The 20,065-nt window shown below is 56.9% G+C and carries 16 protein-coding genes; 14 read left to right on the forward strand and 2 right to left on the reverse strand.

The window, feature by feature from the left end:
- The first annotated feature begins 4 nt into the window (after positions 1 to 4).
- From rsmH to ftsA, 13 genes are all read left to right on the forward strand, one after another.
- A complete protein-coding gene (gene rsmH / locus WC612_05415) occupies positions 5 to 964 on the forward strand; it encodes a 16S rRNA (cytosine(1402)-N(4))-methyltransferase RsmH (protein ID MFA6280210.1) in 960 nt (319 codons plus the stop codon).
- Complete coding sequence (locus WC612_05420) at positions 961 to 1,488, forward strand: hypothetical protein (GenBank protein ID MFA6280211.1); 528 nt, start codon at positions 961 to 963, stop codon at positions 1,486 to 1,488. The genes rsmH and WC612_05420 overlap by 4 nt, the downstream gene beginning before the upstream one ends.
- On the forward strand, positions 1,485 to 3,332 hold the full coding sequence (locus tag WC612_05425; protein ID MFA6280212.1) for a penicillin-binding protein 2: 1,848 nt from the start codon (positions 1,485 to 1,487) through the stop codon (positions 3,330 to 3,332). The genes WC612_05420 and WC612_05425 overlap by 4 nt, the downstream gene beginning before the upstream one ends.
- The gene (locus WC612_05430) at positions 3,301 to 4,779 is read left to right on the forward strand and encodes a UDP-N-acetylmuramoyl-L-alanyl-D-glutamate--2,6-diaminopimelate ligase (protein ID MFA6280213.1); all 1,479 of its coding nucleotides are present in this window, start codon (positions 3,301 to 3,303) and stop codon (positions 4,777 to 4,779) included. Before WC612_05425 ends, WC612_05430 begins: the two co-directional genes overlap by 32 nt.
- Positions 4,776 to 6,200, forward strand: coding sequence for a UDP-N-acetylmuramoylalanyl-D-glutamyl-2,6-diaminopimelate--D-alanyl-D-alanine ligase (locus tag WC612_05435; GenBank protein ID MFA6280214.1), 1,425 nt, complete (start codon positions 4,776 to 4,778; stop codon positions 6,198 to 6,200). The genes WC612_05430 and WC612_05435 overlap by 4 nt, the downstream gene beginning before the upstream one ends.
- Positions 6,201 to 6,222: 22 nt before the next feature.
- Positions 6,223 to 7,308: a phospho-N-acetylmuramoyl-pentapeptide-transferase gene (gene mraY, locus WC612_05440; protein ID MFA6280215.1), complete on the forward strand. Its 1,086-nt coding sequence runs from the start codon at positions 6,223 to 6,225 to the stop codon at positions 7,306 to 7,308.
- A gap of 11 nt (positions 7,309 to 7,319) precedes the next feature.
- Positions 7,320 to 8,438 (forward strand): putative peptidoglycan glycosyltransferase FtsW, encoded by a 1,119-nt coding sequence (locus tag WC612_05445; GenBank protein MFA6280216.1) that lies wholly within the window; start codon positions 7,320 to 7,322, stop codon positions 8,436 to 8,438.
- Positions 8,439 to 8,540: 102 nt separating this feature from the next.
- Positions 8,541 to 9,731, forward strand: a complete 1,191-nt coding sequence (locus WC612_05450) for a UDP-N-acetylglucosamine--N-acetylmuramyl-(pentapeptide) pyrophosphoryl-undecaprenol N-acetylglucosamine transferase (GenBank protein ID MFA6280217.1) — start codon at positions 8,541 to 8,543, stop codon at positions 9,729 to 9,731.
- Positions 9,728 to 11,209: a UDP-N-acetylmuramate--L-alanine ligase gene (gene murC / locus WC612_05455; GenBank protein MFA6280218.1), complete on the forward strand. Its 1,482-nt coding sequence runs from the start codon at positions 9,728 to 9,730 to the stop codon at positions 11,207 to 11,209. Before WC612_05450 ends, murC begins: the two co-directional genes overlap by 4 nt.
- A gap of 241 nt (positions 11,210 to 11,450) precedes the next feature.
- Positions 11,451 to 12,368: a UDP-N-acetylmuramate dehydrogenase gene (gene murB, locus WC612_05460; GenBank protein ID MFA6280219.1), complete on the forward strand. Its 918-nt coding sequence runs from the start codon at positions 11,451 to 11,453 to the stop codon at positions 12,366 to 12,368.
- A gap of 229 nt (positions 12,369 to 12,597) precedes the next feature.
- Positions 12,598 to 13,560: a D-alanine--D-alanine ligase gene (locus WC612_05465; GenBank protein MFA6280220.1), complete on the forward strand. Its 963-nt coding sequence runs from the start codon at positions 12,598 to 12,600 to the stop codon at positions 13,558 to 13,560.
- The gene (locus WC612_05470) at positions 13,548 to 14,411 is read left to right on the forward strand and encodes a cell division protein FtsQ/DivIB (protein ID MFA6280221.1); all 864 of its coding nucleotides are present in this window, start codon (positions 13,548 to 13,550) and stop codon (positions 14,409 to 14,411) included. Before WC612_05465 ends, WC612_05470 begins: the two co-directional genes overlap by 13 nt.
- The gene (gene ftsA, locus WC612_05475; GenBank protein MFA6280222.1) at positions 14,408 to 15,736 is read left to right on the forward strand and encodes a cell division protein FtsA; all 1,329 of its coding nucleotides are present in this window, start codon (positions 14,408 to 14,410) and stop codon (positions 15,734 to 15,736) included. The genes WC612_05470 and ftsA overlap by 4 nt, the downstream gene beginning before the upstream one ends.
- A 169-nt stretch (positions 15,737 to 15,905) precedes the next feature.
- Here the strand turns inward: ftsA and WC612_05480 are convergent, their stop codons facing one another.
- Positions 15,906 to 16,913, reverse strand: a complete 1,008-nt coding sequence (locus tag WC612_05480; GenBank protein ID MFA6280223.1) for an acyltransferase family protein — start codon at positions 16,911 to 16,913, stop codon at positions 15,906 to 15,908.
- Between the two features lie 164 nt (positions 16,914 to 17,077).
- Between WC612_05480 and WC612_05485 the strand changes: the two genes are divergently transcribed.
- A complete protein-coding gene (locus tag WC612_05485) occupies positions 17,078 to 18,157 on the forward strand; it encodes a Fic family protein (protein MFA6280224.1) in 1,080 nt (359 codons plus the stop codon).
- 129 nt (positions 18,158 to 18,286) lie between these two features.
- Here the strand turns inward: WC612_05485 and recJ are convergent, their stop codons facing one another.
- On the reverse strand, positions 18,287 to 20,056 hold the full coding sequence (recJ, locus tag WC612_05490; GenBank protein ID MFA6280225.1) for a single-stranded-DNA-specific exonuclease RecJ: 1,770 nt from the start codon (positions 20,054 to 20,056) through the stop codon (positions 18,287 to 18,289).
- Positions 20,057 to 20,065: the final 9 nt, after the last annotated feature.

Below are 20,065 nucleotides of genomic sequence, written 5' to 3' on the forward strand. Positions count from 1 at the left end.
CGCCATGACAACGTCGCAAACCCATATCCCCGTGATGCTACAAGAAGTCGTCGAGGCACTCGCGCCACGCGAGGGCGGGATTTATATCGACGGAACCTTTGGTCGTGGCGGCTATAGCCGCGCAATCCTCGATTGCGCAAAAACGAACGTGATTGGCATTGACCGCGACCCCGATGCCATCGCGACGGGGCAAGAAATGGTGGCCGCCTTTGCGCCGCGCCTGACATTGCTGCAAGGAACCTTCGGCGCGATGAAAGAGATGATGGCGGGGCAGAACATCATGGCCGTGGATGGTGTGACGCTGGATCTTGGCGTCTCCTCCCCCCAGTTGGATGAAGCCGAGCGCGGCTTTTCGTTTCAAGCCGATGGCCCCCTTGATATGCGCATGAGCCGTGATGGCCCCACCGCCGCCGATCTGGTCAACGAAACCAGCGAGAGTGAGCTGGCAACCATTATTTACACCTACGGCGATGAGCGTTTCTCGCGCCGCGTGGCTAAACGCATCGTTGAAGCCCGCAAAGAAAAAACCATCACCCGCACCACGCAGTTGGCGGCACTGGTGCGCGATGTTGTGCCGCGTTCCAAGGACGGCGTCGATCCCGCCACACGCACCTTTCAAGCGCTGCGCATCGCCGTTAATGATGAGATGGGCGAGCTAGAGCGCGGCCTTGCCGCCGCCGAGCAACTCCTGAAACCGCAAGGGCGGCTGGCCATCGTGTCCTTTCACTCGCTAGAGGATCGCTGCGTCAAAGAATTCCTACGCTCGCGCAGCTCTACTGCGCCGCGTGCTTCACGCCATGAACCAACGAACGAGAAAACGGTCGAACCCACTTTTCTCTTGCGCTCGCGCAAACCCCAAAGCCCTTCCGCAGCCGAGATCGATGCGAATCCAAGATCGCGTTCCGCTCGGTTGCGTATTGCCGAAAGAACGGCCATATCGATCCCAACGGAGAATGCCGCATGACACGCGCCTCAACCATCCTGTTCTGGTTTTCCCTGACGTTGTTCGTCAGTCTGGGCCTTTATCACACAAGCTATCAGGTTGAACACAACGTCCAGCAGCTTAAGAACATTAACGCGCAAATCGAAGCGCAGCAGCGCTCCCTTCATATCCTAAAAGCCGAATGGGTTTTCCTATCCAATCCCGCGCGGCTTGAAGTCGCTGCGCGTAAGTATCTTGCCTTGCAACCCACGACGCCTTCGCAAATCACAAAGCTGAGCAAGCTGGCGGCGCTTTTGCCGACCCATAACGAGGCCACAGAAACAACAAAGGTGGCTGAGGCTGCCCCCGCCCCCATCGTCACCGCGAAGGAACAACATCCTGCGGCTCCAAACCCCAAGGCGACAAGCGACGAGAAAAACCGTCTGAACACGCGCATGATCCTTCAAAAAACGGCCAGCGTCCAACCGTCGGCGCATGAAACGGCTGGTCTTCCTTGGCATCAAGACACGTCCTACACTCTGGCCAATTCCGGCGATGAGCCATGAAATCGTGGCGCGAGCATGGTCGCCGCCGCTCTAGCACAAGCCAGCCGTCACTTCCGGGCTTGTTCGCTGGGTTAAGCGCACGAGCCGATGCTAAAAACACGCGCACACCCGCCTCTCCCTCTGAATACGCCCTCACCTTAGCGAGCGCCCGTCTTGGCCTTGTCTTTTTATCTTTCTTCCTTTTTTTCGTACTGGTGTCGGGCCGTCTGGCTCTTTTAACCCTTGGCCACGAAACAGCGGAAACCCAACCTCTCCAAGCCGCTTCGGGCACCGGCTCCATCACCGCGCGTTCGGACATTACCGACCGCAACGGAACGGTTTTGGCAACATCGCTACCGACCGTAATGCTGATGGCCGATGCACGCAAAATTCTTGATGCCCAAGACGCGGCCAAAAAACTTAAAACTGTTTTGCCCGCTTTGGACGTCGCCGCGCTAACGCAAGAGATTCAAACATCAAAACGCTTTATCACCCTACAACGCCACCTGACGCCGCGCCAGTATTATGAAATCAACAAAATGGGCATCGCAGGGCTAGAGTTTATCCCCGACGAAAGCCGCATCTATCCCGCAGGGTCCATCACCTCTCACGTTCTGGGCTATACGGATACGGATAATGACGGCATCGCAGGGCTGGAGAAAAACCAGAACGAGCGTCTTCAAACCCAAGACACACCGCTGGTCACAACACTGGATATTCGCCTGCAAACTATCTTGCATCGTGAGCTATCACAGGCCGTCGAGACCTTTCACGCCATCGGCGCGGCGGGGCTGATTATGGATGTCAGTAACGGCGAGATTCTGGCGCTTGTTTCCCTCCCCGACTTTAATCCTCAAAGCGCAGGCGCGGCGGACGATGATACCAAGTTCAACCGCGCGACGTTGGGCGTTTATGAAATGGGATCGACCTTTAAAACCTTCAACACCGCCATGGCGCTTGATTCAGGCCAAATCAAAGCTGGTGAACGTTTCAACACCACACAACCCATCGTCATCGGTAGCAAGACTATTCGTGACTATCATCCGGCCAAGCACTGGATGAACGTCGCCGAGATTTTTATGGAATCCTCGAACATCGGCTCAGCGCGTATGGCGAATAAGATTGGAACGACGCAACAACGCCTTTTCCTTGGGCGTCTGGGCCTTACGGAAAAAACGTCGCTTGAGCTACCCGAAGTCGGCGCGCCGATTGTGCCCTCGTCCGCTAACTGGCGCGACACGGCCACCATGACCATTGCCTTCGGCCACGGCATCGCCGTCAATGCGGTGCAGCTTTGCTCTGCCGCCGCCTCTTTGCTCAATGGCGGCCTTCTGGTGAAGCCGACCCTGATCAAAGGCACGAACGACGCCCTCACAAAAAAAGAGGGGACGATTCGCGTGGTCTCAGAACATACCTCGGCGCAAATGCGGGCGCTGATGCGCCTTGTCGTCAAGCACGGCACGGCCAAAAAGGCCGAAGTGGCGGGCTATCTGGTCGGCGGCAAGACAGGCACAGCCGATAAAATCACGGGCAAGCATTACAGCGAAAACGCCCGTATGTCGTCGTTTTTGGGCGTTTTCCCCGCCTCCGCCCCGCGCTATATCGTTTTTGCCCTTTTGGATGACCCTAAAGGCAACGCTAAAACCTATGGCTTTGCGACGGGCGGCTGGACGGCGGCCCCCGTGGTCGGTAATGTCGTGAGTCAAATTGGTCCCTTGCTGGATATGGCCCCTGTCGATGCCGATGTTATGGCCGCCACAGAGAGGCAATTGCTGCGCCCCTTGGGATCGGATGTACTAGAAAGCCTCAACCTTGGTGATGAAGCGGATGATTATGCGGCTGTCGAATCTAATCGCGCCCATTAAGGGCGCCAACCTACAGGGTTCTGATGCCGACATATCCGGCATCAGCGCGGACTCACGCGCCATTGAACAAGGGTCCCTCTTTATGGCCGTGTCGGGGCTGACCGCCGATGGCCGCGCCTTTATCCAAGACGCTGTCGCCAAGGGTGCCGTCGCCGTTATGGTTGAGGAAGGGACGGACATCGCCACCCTGCCACAGGGAGCCTCTTACGTTACTGTACCGAATGCTCGCGCCGCGCTTTCCGCCATCGCGGCTACCTTCTATCCGCGCCAGCCCCAAACCATCGCCGCCGTCACGGGAACCAGCGGCAAGACCTCAACCGTACAGTTCACGCGCGATCTATGGACGCAAGGCGGCAAGCAAGCCGCCAGCCTTGGCACGCTGGGGCTAATTGCGCCGCAGGTTCAGCGCTATGGCTCGCTGACGACGCCCGACCCCATCACGCTGCACAAAACGCTGGATGAGATTGCCGCGCAAGGCGTGACCCATGTGGCGATGGAGGCGTCTAGCCACGGGATCGAGTTCAACCGGCTGGATCACGTCGCAATTTCGCTAGCCGCGTTCACCAACCTGTCACGCGATCATTTGGACTATCACAAAACGATGGACGATTACTTCGCGGCCAAGCTGCGGCTATTCACGACGCTTCTGGCGGATGGCGGCACAGCCATCATCAACGCCGATGTCCCTGAGTTTGCCGACGTCAAAGCCGCCTGCGAAACGCGTGGGATCAAAGTCATGTGCTTTGGGCGAAGTGGCTGCCATCTCCTTTTAAAAGCGAACGCGCCAGAAACGGGCGGCCAACGTATGCGCTTTGAGCTTTTGGGCAAACCGTACGAAATCACCCTCCCCCTTATCGGCGAGTTTCAAATCTGGAACAGCCTGTGCGCCCTGACCCTTGCTATCGCCAGCGGCGAAGATCAAGAAATCATGGTGCAAGCCATGGAGAAGCTGGCGGGCGTTGCGGGAAGACTTGAGAAAATCGGGACAACCCCTTCAGGCGGCGTGGTCTTTGTCGATTACGCGCATAAGCCCGCCGCTTTGGAAAATGTTCTGGCCGCCTTGCGCCCTCATGTTACAGCCCATGGCAACAACGCCAAGCTGCGCGTCGTTTTCGGCTGCGGCGGCAATCGCGATAAGGGTAAACGACCCCTAATGGGCAATATAGCGCAGAGCTTGGCCGATGACGTGATTGTGACAGACGACAACCCGCGCCACGAAATCGCCGCATCCATCCGGCAAGAGATTTTAGCCGCTTGCGTGCCGTGTCCCCACTTAAAGGAAATTGGCAACCGCGCAGAGGCCATCCAAGCCGGAATCGAATCATTGAAAGAAGGCGATGTCTTGGTTATCGCTGGAAAAGGGCATGAGGAAGGACAGATCGTCGGCGATCAGGTACTTCCCTTTAACGATGCCGACGAGGCACGAAAGGTTTTAAACGGGTTATGAAAGTTTCTTGGACAGCCGAAGAAGTTTTGCGCGCCGTGCGCGGCCAAAGTCTGCACACCCAAGACTGGATTGCGGGCGGCGTCAGCATCGACAGCCGCACCTTGCAAAAGGGCGATCTGTTTGTGTCAATCAAAGGGGATTCCTATGACGGGCATGCCTATGTTCACGCCGCGATGGAACGCGGCGCGGCGGCGGCCATCGTGGGCCACCAACCGCCCCAAGTCGCGCCCGATGCCCCCCTTCTCTTCGTTGACGATACCCTCACCGCGCTGCAAGATTTGGGCCGCGTAGGTCGCTGCCGCTCACAGGCCAAAATCGTGGCCGTCACAGGCTCGGTCGGCAAAACAAGCAGCAAGGAACAACTGCGCCTGATGCTGGGCGCTATCGATGATACCTATGCCAATGAAGGCAGTCTGAACAACCAGTGGGGCGTCCCCCTGACGCTGGCGCGGCTGCCCGCTTCGGCCAAGTTCGGCATTGTAGAGCTTGGCATGAACCATACGGGTGAGCTGGCAGCGCTGACACGCGACGTGAAGCCTCACCTTGCGCTTATCACCACCATCGAAGCCGTCCATCTTGAACATTTTGCGTCCGTCGAAGCGATTGCCGACGCGAAAGCCGAAATCTTTTTAGGCATGGATCCAAGCGGCATTGCCGTTTTGAACCGCGATAACGCCTATTTCGGGCGGCTGCTCGCCGCCGCACGCACGCAAGGCCTTCGCCAGATTCTCAGTTTTGGCCAAGATCCCAAAAGCGATGCACGCCTGCTGGCCTTTGCCCCTGACAGTGAGGGCACGACGGTCGAGGCCGTTATTCTGGATCAAAAGATTACCTTTCGCGTTGGCACACCCGGCATGCATTTGGCCTTTAACGCCCTCGGCTGCCTGTTGGCCTGCGCCGCGCTTGATACCGACCTTGCCACCTGCGCCGAAGCGCTGGCGGGCTATCGCCCCCCCGTAGGGCGCGGTACGCGCCAAAGCGTTTCCCTTGCAGGCGAAGGAACCTTTACGCTTATCGACGAAAGCTTTAACGCCAGTCCTGCCTCCACCCACGCGGCGATTGCCGCTTTGGGACAAACGCCTGTAACAGGCCAAGGCCGCCGCATCGCCGCGCTGGGCGATATGAAAGAGCTGGGCGCAACATCCAGCGAGCTACACCGCGATCTGATGGCCTCCCTTCTTGAAAATCGGATTGACCACGTCTTTTGCTGCGGCGAGATGATGGCACATCTTTTCGACACCCTCCCCGCTGCCATGCGCGGCGGCTGGGCAGAAGATAGCGCCACGCTTGCGCCGCTGGTGACAGCGGCAACCCACGCGGGCGACGCCGTGATGGTCAAAGGCTCACACAGTATGCATATGGAAATCATCGTTGCGGCGCTAAGCGCCCCGTCCGCTTTGCCTCATCAATTAGCGAGTTAAGTAGAAAAGGCCTTAACGCACCATGCTCTATTATCTTCTTTTTCCCTACGCGCATGAGTTTATCGCGTTCAACCTATTTCGCTACATTACGTTTCGCACAGGCGGTGCTTTGCTCACCGCCTTGATCATTTGTTTTGTGCTTGGCCCACGCCTGATCCGCTGGCTTCGCGCTAAACAAGGCGAAGGCCAGCCCATCCGCGACGATGGCCCTGAAACACACCTGAAAAAACGCGGCACGCCCACCATGGGGGGGCTGATGATCCTTATCTCTGTGATTGTCAGCACGCTTTTATGGGGCGATTTAGAAAACACTTATGTATGGATTGTTCTGTTTGTGACGGCAGGCTTTGGGCTGGTCGGCTTTCTGGACGATTATCAAAAACTCACCAAGCGCAACGCGCATGGCGTTCCGGCCAAGGTTCGTCTTAGCATCCAGATTGTCATCGCAGCGATAGCAACCTATGCCATTATGAGCACGGCGACAGGCAGCCATATCACCGACATCGCGATCCCCTTTTTCAAAGATTTGTGGCTGCCTTTAGGAAGCTTTTTTATCGCCTTCGCCGTTTTCGTCATGGTGGGGGCCAGCAACGCCGTCAATCTTACGGACGGCCTTGACGGCCTTGCCACCGTGCCCGTCCTCATCGTCGCCTTGTGCTTTGGGATGATAGCCTATCTCGTCGGCAATATGGTTTTCGCCAATTACCTGCAAATCGCGCATGTGGCTGGCGCGGGCGAGCTGTCCGTTTTTTGCGGCGCGCTTGTCGGCGCTTGCCTTGGCTTTCTATGGTTCAACACGCCGCCCGCGCAGGTGTTTATGGGCGATACAGGCTCCCTCGCGCTTGGCAGTTCCATTGGCGTGATTGCCATCATCATCAAGCACGAAATCGTTCTGGCCATCATTGGCGGCCTCTTCGTTATGGAGACCGTGTCCGTTATCATCCAAGTGGCCTCGTTCAAGCTGACCGGCAAGCGCGTCTTTAAAATGGCGCCGATTCATCACCATTTCGAAAAACTGGGTTGGTCAGAGCCAACCGTCGTGATCCGCTTTTGGATCATCGCCTGCATCCTTGCTTTGATCGGCATGTCCACCTTGAAACTGCGTTAAAAGGACGGATTATGCCAGCTCTTGCCCGTACCGATCAAACGATTATTGGCCGCTGGTGGTGGACAGTCGATCGCTGGACTCTGGCCACCATCGTCATATTGATGGGCATCGGCATTCTACTGATCCAAGCCGCCACGCCTGCCGTCGCCGTCAAACATGGCCTGAGCAACTTTTACTTTGTTGAGCGTCATCTGGTGATGCTGGTTCCGGCGCTGTTTATGATGTTCGCACTATCACTTCTCTCGCCGCGCCATGTTCGCACTTTGGCCGTGGGGGGTGTCCTCCTCTTCCTCCCGCTTTTGGCCGTCACACCTTTTTTTGGTGTCGAGATTAAAGGCGCAACGCGCTGGCTGAGCCTCCTTGGCCTTTCCATCCAGCCATCCGAGTTTATCAAGCCCTTCTTCACCGTAATTGCCGCGTGGCTCTTTTCCCGCCAATGCAGCCGTCTTGGCTTTCCGGCGATGGGGGTTAACGTGACGCTCTACGCGCTCATCCTCCTCTGCCTTTTGGCGCAACCCGATATCGGCATGACCACGCTGGTCTCTATGATCTGGTTCGCCCAATTCTTTTTGGCGGGGATGCCGCTTGTTCTTGCCGCCGCCCTTCCCGTTTTAGGTGTCGCGAGTCTTTTCTGTGCCTATACCTTTTTTCCGCATTTTGCCTCGCGCTTTGATCGCTTTATCAGCCACAGCGGCGATACCTATCAAACCGACAAGGCACTGGAAGCCTTTACCCACGGTGGCCTGTTCGGCACAGGCCCGGGCGCAGGAATGGTCAAGATGTCCCTGCCCGACGCGCACGCGGACTTTATCTTTGCCGTCGCGGGGGAAGAGCTGGGCCTCATCGGCGCTTTGGTCATCGTCCTCTTGTTTTCCTTTATCATCCTGCGCGGCCTGTGGAAGCTCAGGGGCGAAAACAACCTGTTTATCCTGCTGGCCGTCAGCGGCCTTTTGGTCGAGTTTGGCCTGCAAACAGCCATCAATCTTGGCTCCACCCTGCACCTAATCCCCGCCAAAGGCATGACCTTGCCCTTTATCTCCTATGGTGGGTCGTCCCTGTGGGCTATCGCGATCCAGATGGGCATGCTCCTTGCCCTCACCCGCAAACGCTATGGCCTTATGGACATTTGATCTTTTTTTGCCCTCTTTGACCTTCCTACCCTTGCGGATCATCGTGAAAAGGGCTCTATTAAGGGCGTTTCAAGCACTGCACCGTCTAAAGGGTTTTGTTCCATGCGCGATACGCCACCTTTGATCCTTTTGGCTGCCGGAGGAACCGGTGGTCACGTCTTTCCCGCTGAAGCGCTCGCCCGCGAGTTGCTGGGGCGAGGCGCTCGCGTAGCTCTGGTCACAGACTCACGCGGCCACCAGTTTGGCGGCGAGCTATCCCTTCCCGTTTACCGCCTTCGCGCTTGCCCCTTGGGCAAAGGCCTGATCCGCAGGGCACTTAGCATCGCCATCATGGGCGTCGGTGTCGCACAGGCCCTGTGGCTCATCCACCGCCAGCGCCCTTCGGCGGTGGTCGGGTTTGGTGGCTATCCTTCAGTGCCAATCCTCTACGCCGCCGTAAGATCGGGCGTACCCATCATCCTGCACGAACAAAACGCCGTACTGGGCCGTGCCAACCGCACCATGGCCCCCATGGCCCATACGCTCTGCACCGCCTTTCCCCATGTGGCAGATGTCCCCGTCCTTAGCGATACGCGCCTTGTCCCTACGGGCAACCCCGTGCGTCCCGCCTTTGCGGCACACCGAGGTGATCCGTATCCCCCTCTTGGCAAAGACGATCCCATCCGACTGCTCGTGCTTGGTGGCTCGCTGGGGGCCAACGTTTTCAGCCATGTCGTTCCCAAGGCGCTGGGACTTATGCCTGAAACCTTACGCAGCCGCATGATCGTCGCGCAGCAATGCCGCGCCGAAGATATTGAAACCGCCCGCGCGGCCTTTGCCGCCGCAGGAATCGTGGCCGAAGTCTCAGCCTTCTTCAAAGACGTTCCCGAACGCATGGCCACCGCCCATCTGATTATTGGCCGCGCAGGCGGAGGCGCGATTGCCGAGCTGGCCGCGATTGGCCGCCCCTCTATCCTCGTCCCCTTCCCCCACGGCCATGCGGGCGAGCAAAAAGCCAACGCGGCGGCCTTAGCGGATGCAGGCGGCGCTTGGCTTATTCCCGAAGAAGCCTTTTTGCCGGAGTCCTTGGCGATGCGCCTTGAATCGCTGTTGGCCCTCCCCGCCACGCTTGCCAAAACAGCGGCCGCCGCACGAGGCTGGGGCAGCATCACGGCAGCGGACGCTTTGGCCGACTGTGTATACGAAGCCATGGGTCTGCCAACCCCCAAAACACTGGCCGCCCTAAGCGCCAATCCCGATAGGGACGGCCAAGAAAGCCTTTTGGCTTTAGCAACGCACGAGTTTTATTCATGATACTACCAACAGCGCCTTTTACGACGAACAAAACGCAGCTGTTCAGCCCCCCTCTTGATGTTGGCACGATCCACTTTGTCGGCATCGGCGGGATAGGGATGAGCGGCATTGCCGAAATCCTGCACACCCTTGGCTATAAGGTGCAAGGCAGCGACCTGACCGACAACGCGAACGCCCGCCGCCTGCGCGGCATGGGGCTTTCCATCATGATCGGGCACAGCGCGGAGAACCTTGGCAACGCCGCCATCGTCGTCATCTCGTCCGCCGTTAAAAAAGACAACCCCGAAGTCATCGCCGCGCGCGAGGCCTTTTTGCCCATCGTGCGCCGCGCCGAAATGCTGGGCGAGCTGATGCGCCTGAAATGGGCGGTTGGCGTAGGTGGCACACACGGCAAAACGACGACAACCTCGATGATCGCGACGCTGTTTGACGAAGCGGGCCTTGACCCCACCGTCATCAACGGCGGGATCATCAACACCTATGGAACCAATGCCCGCCTTGGCAGCGGCGACTGGATGGTTGTGGAGACGGATGAATCCGATGGCAGCTTTACCAAGCTTCCCGCCACCATTTGCATCGTCACTAACATGGATCCCGAACATCTGGATCATTACAAAGATTTTGACGCGGTGCGCCGTGCCTATGCGACCTTTGTTGAAAACATCCCCTTTTATGGCTTTGCGGTTTTGTGCATCGACCATCCCGAAGTGCAAGCGATGGTCGCACGGATCAAGGATCGCAAGATCATCACCTATGGCCTATCGCCGCAAGCCGATGTCCGCGCCGTCAATATCAAGGCCAGCCCTGACGGCTCGACCTTTGATGTCCACTTTACCTGTCGCAAAACGGATCAAACAACCACGCTAACGCAGCTTTTCTTGCCCATTATTGGCCGCCATAATGTGCAAAACGTCCTTTCGGCCTTGGCGGTCGGCTGGCAACTGGGCTTTACCCACGACGTCATGCGGAGCGCCTTGTCCAAGTTCGAAGGCGTCAAGCGCCGCTTTACGCGCACAGGCTGCGTGGGCGGCATTACCATTGTAGACGATTACGCACACCACCCGATTGAGATCAAAGCGACGCTGCAAGCCGCACTGCAAGCCAAGGGCGAAAAAGGCCGCGTGATCGCCGTGATGCAACCCCACCGCTATTCGCGCCTATCAAGTTTGATGGCCGAGTTTTGCACCTGCTTTAACGATGCCGATTGCGTGATCATCGCAGACGTGCATCCGGCTGGCGAAAGCCCCATCGAAGGCGCGAATAAGGAAGCGCTTGTCGAAGGCCTTCGCGCCCACGGCCACCGCGAGGCCATCGCCCTTTCCTCACCGCAGGCGCTGGCGCAAACGATCCATGAGCTGGCCAGCGAGGGCGATTACGTCATCTGCCTTGGCGCTGGAACGGTTTCTTCGTGGGCGCATGCCCTGCCGGATGAGCTTACCGCCCTCCTCGCCTCCCCCGCCCAAGCCGGACGGGCGTGATGCTAGATACACCCATCGCACCTCAAGAGTCGGCAACAACATTGCCTCAAGCTCGCTGGTGTCCCCTCCCCCTCGCGGGGAGGGATAGGGAGGGGGGGCATCCACTTGTCACGAATTTGCAAGATAACCACCCAGTCGCTCCCCCCCCTCCCCCGCTCGCACCGCTACGCGGTTCTCGCCTCCCCTCCCCGCGAGGGGGAGGGGGATTAAAGACGCCTTTCTACGAAGGGAGAGTGTACGCATGACTGACACCCCCCTCCCCAACAACCTTCTCTCCCACCTGCCTGTCGTACGCGGGAAGCTGACCGCGAATGCGCCGCTGAAAGACAACACATGGTTTGGTGTCGGCGGCAACGCCGAGGCTCTCTTCAAGCCCGAAGATACAGAGGATCTGGCCACATTTTTGCGGGGATGCCCTTCCACTATTCCCCTCACCGTCATTGGCGTCGCCTCGAACCTTCTGATCCGCGATGGCGGCGTGGCAGGCGTCGTGGTCAAGCTTGGCCCCGCCTTTGCCTCCATTACCACCGAGGGCGAGATTATTACGGCAGGCACGGCGGCGCTTGATCTGAACATCGCCCGCGCGGCGCAAAAGGCAGGGATCGCAGGGCTGGAGTTTCTCTCTGGCATACCGGGAACGCTGGGCGGCGCTTTGCGCATGAACGCAGGCGCGCATGGCGGCGAGATTAAAGACATCGTGACCTCTATCACCGCGCTGGATCGCACAGGCCACGTCCACACCCTTACGCCACAGGAAATGGGCTTTGCCTATCGCCACAGCGCCGCGCCATCAGACTGGATTTTCACAAGCGCCACGCTGCGAGGCCGCGCCGCGCCACCTGAAGTCATCGCCACACGTATGAAAGAAATCGCCGAGGCAAGAGCCGCCGCGCAGCCCCTTCGTGAAAAGACAGGCGGATCGACCTTTGCCAACCCCGAAGGCCATAAGGCGTGGGAGCTGATTGACAAGGCGGGCTGCCGCGGCCTGACCCGTGGCGGCGCGATGATGTCGGAAAAACACTGTAATTTCATGATTAATACAGGCAGCGCCACCGCCGCCGACCTTGAAGCTTTGGGCGAAGAAGTCCGCCGCCGCGTACACGAACAATCAGGTATTGAATTGCAATGGGAAATCCGCAGAATAGGGGTTAGAAGTTAGGGAGAGATTATGTTACTCGCGCTCCTACAACGTCATCCCCGCGAAAGCGGGGATCCCGTTTATTTTCTCGCTTTTTCGATATAGATTCGCGCTTATCGTCCAGCCATGAAAACAAACGGGATCCCCGATCTGCGCGATGCTTCCGCATCGCTTGTCGAGGATGACGCTAATGGGGAAAGTGTGACTCTATACCACCTTAACCCCCAGCCCTTACTAAAGGATTACGTCCATGACCCAGACCAAAAAGAAAGTAGCCGTTTTGATGGGCGGCTGGTCCGCCGAGCGCGAAGTCTCGCTGATCAGTGGCGGCGCAGCGTGCAAAGCCCTGCAAGAGCTGGGGCATGAGGTTCTGGCCATCGATGTGCAACGCGATCCTCTGGGCCTTGTTCAAACGCTCACCTTGCAATCGACAGGCAAACCCGATGTCGTCTTTAACGCGCTTCATGGCCGCGTGGGCGAGGACGGCACGATCCAAGGCCTCCTTGAGTTTATCGGCATTCCCTATACGCATTCGGGCGTTTTGGCGTCTGCCGTCGCCATGGATAAGCCGATGATGAAAATTGTGGCCAGCCAAGCGGGCGTGCGCTGCCCGCAAGGCGTTGTCGTAACCCGCGAGAAAATCGTGCAGGACGGCTATCCCATGAAGCCTCCCTTTGTCATCAAACCCACCAACGAAGGCTCTAGCGTTGGCGTGCGTCTGGTGACGTCCGAAGAAGACTTGCAAAAGATAGAAGAAGACGGCTGGATCTATGGCGATACGGTTTTGATCGAGACCTTTATCGCAGGGCATGAGCTTACCGTCGCGGTTCTGGGGCATGGGCACGAGGCCAAGGCTTTAGCGGTGACCGAATTGCGACCCAAGGGCGGGCACGCCTTCTATGACTACACGGCCAAGTATTCAAGCGGCGAGACCGATCATCTTCTCCCTGCCCCTTTACCCCAAGAGGTCTATGACGAAGCTATGCGACTGGCCGTTTTGGCCTATCGGGCGGCAGGCTGTCACGGCGCGGCGCGTGCCGATTTCCGCTGGAACGATGCTCAAAAAGGGACGGAAGGCCTTTATTTCCTTGAAATCAACACTCAACCGGGCATGACGCCTCTTTCCCTTTTGCCAGAGCAGGCCCAATATGCTGGAATGTCGTTTAACGACCTGATTCAATGGATGCTGGACCACCCCACATGCCCCGCCTAGTTAAAAAACCGCTGCGCGGCAGCGTTCGTCAAAATACCCAAAGCCGCCGCATGGTGGAAGAGGACTCGCCGCGTCTGGGCTTTGGCGCGCGCCTCGCCATTATGGTTCTTATCGCGCTGGCCATCCTCAGCTTCGCCTCTTGGTCTTGGCACAACCGCTGGCCACACCGCCTTCTGGCCAGCTTTGAAGCCACAGTTCTGAACGCCACAAAAAGCGTCGGCTTTGCCGTAAGCGACGTAACGGTCGAAGGCCGTCACTATACGGATCGTGCCGCCCTTTTCGCAGCGCTGGGCATCGCGGCGGGAAGCCCCATTTTCACCTTTGCCCCCCAAGAGGCTCACGACAAAATCATGGCGCTCCCATGGACGCGCAGCGTTTCCATTATCCGCAGCCTACCCAATAAAATCATTATTCGCCTTACCGAACGTCAGCCCATCGCGCGGTGGCAACACGATGAAAAGACCATCGTCATCGATCAAGATGGCCAAGAGCTATCCGCTGCCAAGCCCGAAGAATTCACCAACCTACCGTTGGTCGTCGGCAATGCGGCGCCCGAACAAACGCAAGCCCTTCTCACCTTGCTTCTTGATTATCCGCCTGTCGCCCGTTCGCTAAAGGCCGCCGTGCGCGTTGGGCAAAGGCGCTGGAACTTTTTCCTTAATCCCAACATTCTGATACGTCTGCCGGAGATTAACGTCGATGAAGCGCTGGTCAAGCTGACAACCTTGATCCAAGAACAAAATGTTCTTAATCGCGCCATCGCCTCAATTGATCTTCGCTTTCCTGATCGCACCGTGATTGAATCAGGAGCGCAACCCACGACGCCGCAATATAGAGAGACAAGCGAATGAACCGCATCACCCAATGGCTTTTTGACAAACCAAATGCAACGCAGGGCGATGTTTTTGCCGCGCTGGATATCGGCACAAGCAAGGTCGCTTGCTTTATCGCCCATCTGGATGACATGGGCCAGCCGCACGTCATAGGCATTGGCCATCAATTGTCCGAAGGCATTCGCGCCGGTCTTGTCGCCGACATGGACGCGGTGCGCCGCGCTGTGTCCGCCGCCGTTGCGACAGCCGAACAAATGGCTGGCGAGAACATTGAGCGCGTGATCGTCAACGTCGCCGCGCCACAGCTCCTTTCTCAAACCGCTGCGGTTGCGCTTCCACTTGGTGGGCGTGAGATTACGGGCGCGGATATGGATCGCCTTGTGGCCCAAGCCCAAACCATGGCCGCCGAAGATAGCGACGGCCACGCGATGGAGCTTCTCCACACCCTGCCCGTTCATTACGCATTGGATGGCGGCCATGGGATCAGGGAACCCATCGGCATGATTGGCAATATGCTGCAAGCCGATTATCATTTGATCTCGGCTGCCTTTGGCCCCGTACGCACGCTGGAAACCGCCATTGCACGCTGTCATCTGGAGGTTGAGCGGCTTGTCGCCTCACCTTTGGCCAGCGGCCTATCCTGCCTTGTCGAAGATGAAATGGATTTGGGCTGCACGCTGATCGATATCGGCGCGGGCACGACCAGTATCGGCATCTTTTTCGACGGCCATATGATCTTTTCCGATGGGCTGCCCATCGGCGGCCTTCATATCTCAAACGATATAGCACGCGGCCTGACCACCACCTTTTCCTATGCCGAGCGGATAAAAACGCTTTATGGCAACGCCACGCTTTCCCCTGCGGATGAGCGCGATATCATCAACGTGCCCCAAGTCGGTGAGGAAGCGCCAGAGTTCGCCAACCATCTGCCCAAATCTCATTTGATCCGCATCATCGGCCCGCGCCTTGAAGAGATTTTTGAAATGATCCGCGCACGCCTTATCAAAAGCGGCGTGTCAGAGATGGCCGGCAGGCGCGTCGTGCTGACAGGCGGCACTAGCCAGCTTCCGGGCATTCGCGATCTGGCCAGCCGCATTTTGGATAAACAGGTTCGTCTTGGCCGTCCGCTTCGGATCACACGGCCTTATCAGGGACAGCGCAGCACGTCCCCAACCTTGACAGGCCTTGCCGAAGCGACATCCGGCCCCGCCTTTGCGACGACGGCAGGCCTTCTTATTTCGGCGCTTCAACCCGACGGCCTTGACCCGCAATCAGGCTTTGATCTTGGCAATAGCGGCGGATTGATCAACCGCTTTGGCCAATGGATGAAACAGGGTCTTTAGCACTGCACGATTCATCTGTAGCGAAAGCTGATGAGTTGGAACCAATCGTACCCATATTCCGTCACTCCCGCGCAAGCGGGAGTCCCGTTTTCTTTTTAAAACAAACGGGATGCCCGCTTTCGCGGGCATGACGCCATTTGTTAATAGTGTTTGCCTAGCCTATTTTACTTTAAATCGTGCGCCTTAGATACGGCACGCGGCTGATGATCCACACCAGCGCCGCCGTGACAACAAGCGTGGCGAGGCTAAACGCCGGAATATAGATGTACGGCGAGAACATCCCCCAAAAGCCCTGCATGTCATGCAAATAAGCCAGTGGGATCATGTGCAGCAGATAGATGCCAAAGGTCAGCTTGGCCACAGCGGGCGTTAGCTTCGCGCCCAGCAACGGAAAATCCATCCGCCGCAGCAAGAACATCAAGCTGAGCGAGAGGAAAATGTTCGTCACGCTAAGGTTCTTGAAGAAGTACGCGGCCTCACCATGCTGCGTTGTCATATTGACAATATATAACGCCACCGGAGTCACAACAGCCATCCCCACGGTCGCCAGCGCCAGCTTGCGCGTCGAGATCGGCAGGTCATGATAACGCACCAGATACCCCGTCAGGTAATAGGGCACATAGGTCAAAAACCACGTCAAAAACAGGTTGGATTCGCCGACATACCATGCCTCATACATCGTTTGAACGGCATCGATGGCAAAGGCCACGCCGATGAAGAAAACAAGCTCTCTGGTTGTCAACTTGGCGATGATGGCGCGGAACACGGGCGTGAAAAGGTAGAGGCCCAGCAGCATGTACATAAACCACATATGATAATAAGGCTTGCCCGACGCCAGTTTCTCCACAACATAGGAAAACGTGAACGGCTCTTGCACGTTTTCGCGGAAGTAACCCCACACAATATAAAGCACCGACCAGAACAGGATGGGGATGAGCACGCGGCTCATGCGCTTTTTATAAAAATCGCCAAGGCTTTCGTTGTCATGCGGCGCAAGGAGCAACGCGCCGCTGACCATCACAAAGACAGGCACGCACCAGCGCACCAAAACATCAAAACTGCTGCCATACAGCCAAAGGAAAGAGCCGGGCTCGCTGTGCCACGGCACGCCCACGGACACATGCACAAAAATGACGGCAAAGATCGCCAGAATCCGCGCGTTGTCGAGCCACGTCATGATGCTTCTCCTCTGCCAGAAAAAGATAAACCAGCAGCAGTATCCATGACGATTTATAAGGAAATGGTTAAAATACCTGCGTAGAGATGCATGTGCCTATTGGCTTAGTGAAGGAAAAAGTGGTACTTTATCCACCTAACATAGAAACCATTACAAGGTATCGCATGCCCTACGTTCCCAAAGGTCTTCCCCCAAGCATTAGTTTTGAGACCATTGCCATCCTAAAAAAGCTTGGGGATGCGAGAGATGCTTTGGCAGAACTACGCGGGGTTTGTGTTAGCATTCCCAACCAAGACATTTTAATCAGCACTCTTTCACTACAAGAGGCAAAAGAAAGCTCTGCTATCGAAAATATCATAACCACCCACGATGCTCTTTATCGCAGCGATAATATTGCTAAAGAATTTGCCAATTCAGCATCAAAGGAAGTCTACAGCTATGTCGATGCGTTACGCAGCGGATTCTCCATGGTTAAAAAGGCTCACCTTTTGACAAATAACCACATTTTAGAAATTCAAAAAACTCTAGAACAAAACGGAGCGGGATTTCGAAAAATACCTGGAACGGCGCTCAAAAATGATCAAACGGGCGAGATCGTTTATGAACCACCTCAAGACGGCCAACAAGTTCTCTCTTTGATGGCAGACCTTGAACGATTCATTAATGATGAAAGCGTTTGTGATTGGCATCCCTTGATAAAAATGTGCATAATTCACCATCAGTTTGAAAGCATCCATCCATTTTACGATGGCAACGGCCGCACGGGACGCATTATCAACATCCTCTATCTCGTCAAGCAGGAGCTGCTTAACTCGCCCGTTCTTTATCTATCTCGCTACATCAACCGCAGCAAAAATGAATATTATCGTTTACTGCAAGCTGTCCGCGACGATGGGGCATGGCAAGATTGGGTTCTGTACATCCTCATGGGAATCGAAAAAACAGCCAAACAAACAACACAATTGATCGAAAACATACGCGACCTGATGCTATCCTATAAACACAAAATCCGCTCCGAACAGCCAAGAATGTATTCTCAAGATTTGATCAATGTCTTGTTTAGCCATCCCTATAGTAAGATTGAGTTTCTGATCCGTGATCTGGAAATCAGCCGCCTCACGGCAACTCGCTATTTGGACATATTGGTCACTATGGGCCTTCTAAGTAAGCACAAAATCGGACGAAGCAATTATTATATCAACGTCCAACTCTTTGATTTACTTAAGAATGGTCCTGAAGCATAAACCGTTTATACACGTCCTCAGAACATGTATAGAAAACAGCCTTTTTCTATACATGTTACCCTTGATGTGTATAGAGATATTCCCTTTCCTATAGAAAAGCCGTTTCATACCACTCCTTGGTTGACTTGGTTACCCACCCTTTGCGGCATCGTCGATAAGGAGCTGGACTGTCTCGCGGCCCTGCCATACGTTGCGGCGGACATGCCCCGCCAGATGAACACTATGCCCAACATGCGCCAGAAGCGACGCGCCAAGGTCGCTTTCCATTGCGCGAAAGGCGATGGCGGAAAGCGATGCCCCGCCTTGGCTGGCGATCACCTTGACGTGTTTTTCGCCCACGATATCGGCGCGAATTATTTTGCAATCCGCCAGAGCAAAGCGCGGCTCGGCATTGCCAGTGCCAAAGGGCGAGAGGGCCGACAGCCTATCAATAAACGCGCTATCCAAAGCGCCCGCCGAGGCGAGGCCATCCAGCGTCAGGGTCGGAACGAACGGCTCGGCCTCTAGCTGCTTTCCAATACGCTCGACCAAAAACGCATGAAGCGCGTCGATTTTATCCTTGGCGACTGTCAGGCCCGCCGCCATCTTATGCCCGCCGCCATTGATCAACAGGCCCGCCTGCCGCGCCGCGATAACCGCCGCGCCCAGATCGACGTTGCCGACGCTACGCCCCGATCCTTTGCCAATCGCTTGATCGATGCCGATGACAATCGCGGGGCGATGGAATTTGTCTTTAAGCCGTGAGGCCACAATGCCGATCACGCCTGCGTGCCAGTTTTCCGACGCCACAAACGTAAGCGGCGCGTCCTCGTCAAAAATCATCATCTCCGCCTGCGCCAGCACGTCGGCTTCGATGGCGCGGCGCTCACCGTTCAGCTGGTTCAGATACTCGGCTATGCCGATGGCCTCGGCCTCATCCTCCATCGCCAGAAGCTTCGCGCCCGTGTCGGACTTGCCAACGCGCCCGCCCGCGTTCAGGCGCGGCCCCAACAGAAAGCCCGCCGTATAGGCATCAAATGGCGGCGTGGCGGCGCTAACCCGCGCCAGCGCGGCGATCCCTACATTGCCCCGCGCTTCCATCACCTTCAGCCCTTGCGTGACAAAGGCGCGGTTAAGGCCCGTCAGCTTTACGACATCGCACACGGTTCCCAAGGCGACGAGATCCAGCCATTGTTTCAAGTCAGGCTCTGGCCGCGCATCGCTATAAAAACGCGCCTCACGCAAGGCGCGGTTGACCGCCACGACAAACAGATACGTCACGCCCACGGCGGCCAACGTCCCCAACGTGTCCATCATCTCATCATCAAGGCGATTGGGATTCACGATGGCGACAGCGGGCGGCAGCGAAGGCTCTGCCGCATGATGATCGATCACGATCACGTCAAGCCCCGCCTCACGCGCAGCAGCCAGCGGCGCGTGCGCCGTCGTGCCGCAATCCACGCATATCGCGAGCGTAATACCCTGCCCCGCCAGCTTTTTCATGGCGGCCTCATTGGGGCCATAGCCTTCGGTCAGGCGGTCGGGAATGTAGAGGTCAAGCTTATGCCCCAGCGCCCGCACAAAACGGACCAGCAGCGCCGAGGACGTCGCGCCGTCCACGTCATAATCACCAAACACCGCCATGTGCTCATTATTCTCTAGCGCCAGAACAAAGCGCGAGACGGCCTTATCCATATCTTGAAGACGCGAAGGGTCGGGCATGGAATCCCGCAAGCGTGGCGCAAGAAATGACTCCGCTGTTTCAACCGTCAGGCCGCGCGCGCTAAGACTCCGCGCCAGAATGTCAGGCAAACTGTAACGCTGCGCGATGGCCAGCGTCTGCCGCTCATCATAGGCACGCGCCACCCACCGCCGTCCGGAAAAAGAAGCCTCAATGCCAAGGAAGGAGGAATGGGTCATGCTCTGCTA

This window comes from Bdellovibrionales bacterium (assembly GCA_041662785.1).
Taxonomy (GTDB): Bacteria; Pseudomonadota; Alphaproteobacteria; order UBA9219; family UBA9219; genus UBA8914.

Coding starts and splice junctions, on each gene's coding strand:
- WC612_05420 (MFA6280211.1), top strand. CDS start 961: ATGACACGCGCCTCAACCATCCTGTTCTGGTTTTCCCTGACGTTGTTC.
- WC612_05485 (MFA6280224.1), top strand. CDS start 17,078: ATGCCCTACGTTCCCAAAGGTCTTCCCCCAAGCATTAGTTTTGAGACC.
- WC612_05470 (MFA6280221.1), top strand. CDS start 13,548: ATGCCCCGCCTAGTTAAAAAACCGCTGCGCGGCAGCGTTCGTCAAAAT.
- murB (MFA6280219.1), top strand. CDS start 11,451: ATGACTGACACCCCCCTCCCCAACAACCTTCTCTCCCACCTGCCTGTC.
- WC612_05465 (MFA6280220.1), top strand. CDS start 12,598: ATGACCCAGACCAAAAAGAAAGTAGCCGTTTTGATGGGCGGCTGGTCC.
- ftsA (MFA6280222.1), top strand. CDS start 14,408: ATGAACCGCATCACCCAATGGCTTTTTGACAAACCAAATGCAACGCAG.
- rsmH (MFA6280210.1), top strand. CDS start 5: ATGACAACGTCGCAAACCCATATCCCCGTGATGCTACAAGAAGTCGTC.
- WC612_05480 (MFA6280223.1), bottom strand. CDS start 16,913: ATGACGTGGCTCGACAACGCGCGGATTCTGGCGATCTTTGCCGTCATT.
- WC612_05425 (MFA6280212.1), top strand. CDS start 1,485: ATGAAATCGTGGCGCGAGCATGGTCGCCGCCGCTCTAGCACAAGCCAG.
- murC (MFA6280218.1), top strand. CDS start 9,728: ATGATACTACCAACAGCGCCTTTTACGACGAACAAAACGCAGCTGTTC.
- mraY (MFA6280215.1), top strand. CDS start 6,223: ATGCTCTATTATCTTCTTTTTCCCTACGCGCATGAGTTTATCGCGTTC.
- recJ (MFA6280225.1), bottom strand. CDS start 20,056: ATGACCCATTCCTCCTTCCTTGGCATTGAGGCTTCTTTTTCCGGACGG.
- WC612_05445 (MFA6280216.1), top strand. CDS start 7,320: ATGCCAGCTCTTGCCCGTACCGATCAAACGATTATTGGCCGCTGGTGG.
- WC612_05435 (MFA6280214.1), top strand. CDS start 4,776: ATGAAAGTTTCTTGGACAGCCGAAGAAGTTTTGCGCGCCGTGCGCGGC.
- WC612_05430 (MFA6280213.1), top strand. CDS start 3,301: ATGCGGCTGTCGAATCTAATCGCGCCCATTAAGGGCGCCAACCTACAG.
- WC612_05450 (MFA6280217.1), top strand. CDS start 8,541: ATGCGCGATACGCCACCTTTGATCCTTTTGGCTGCCGGAGGAACCGGT.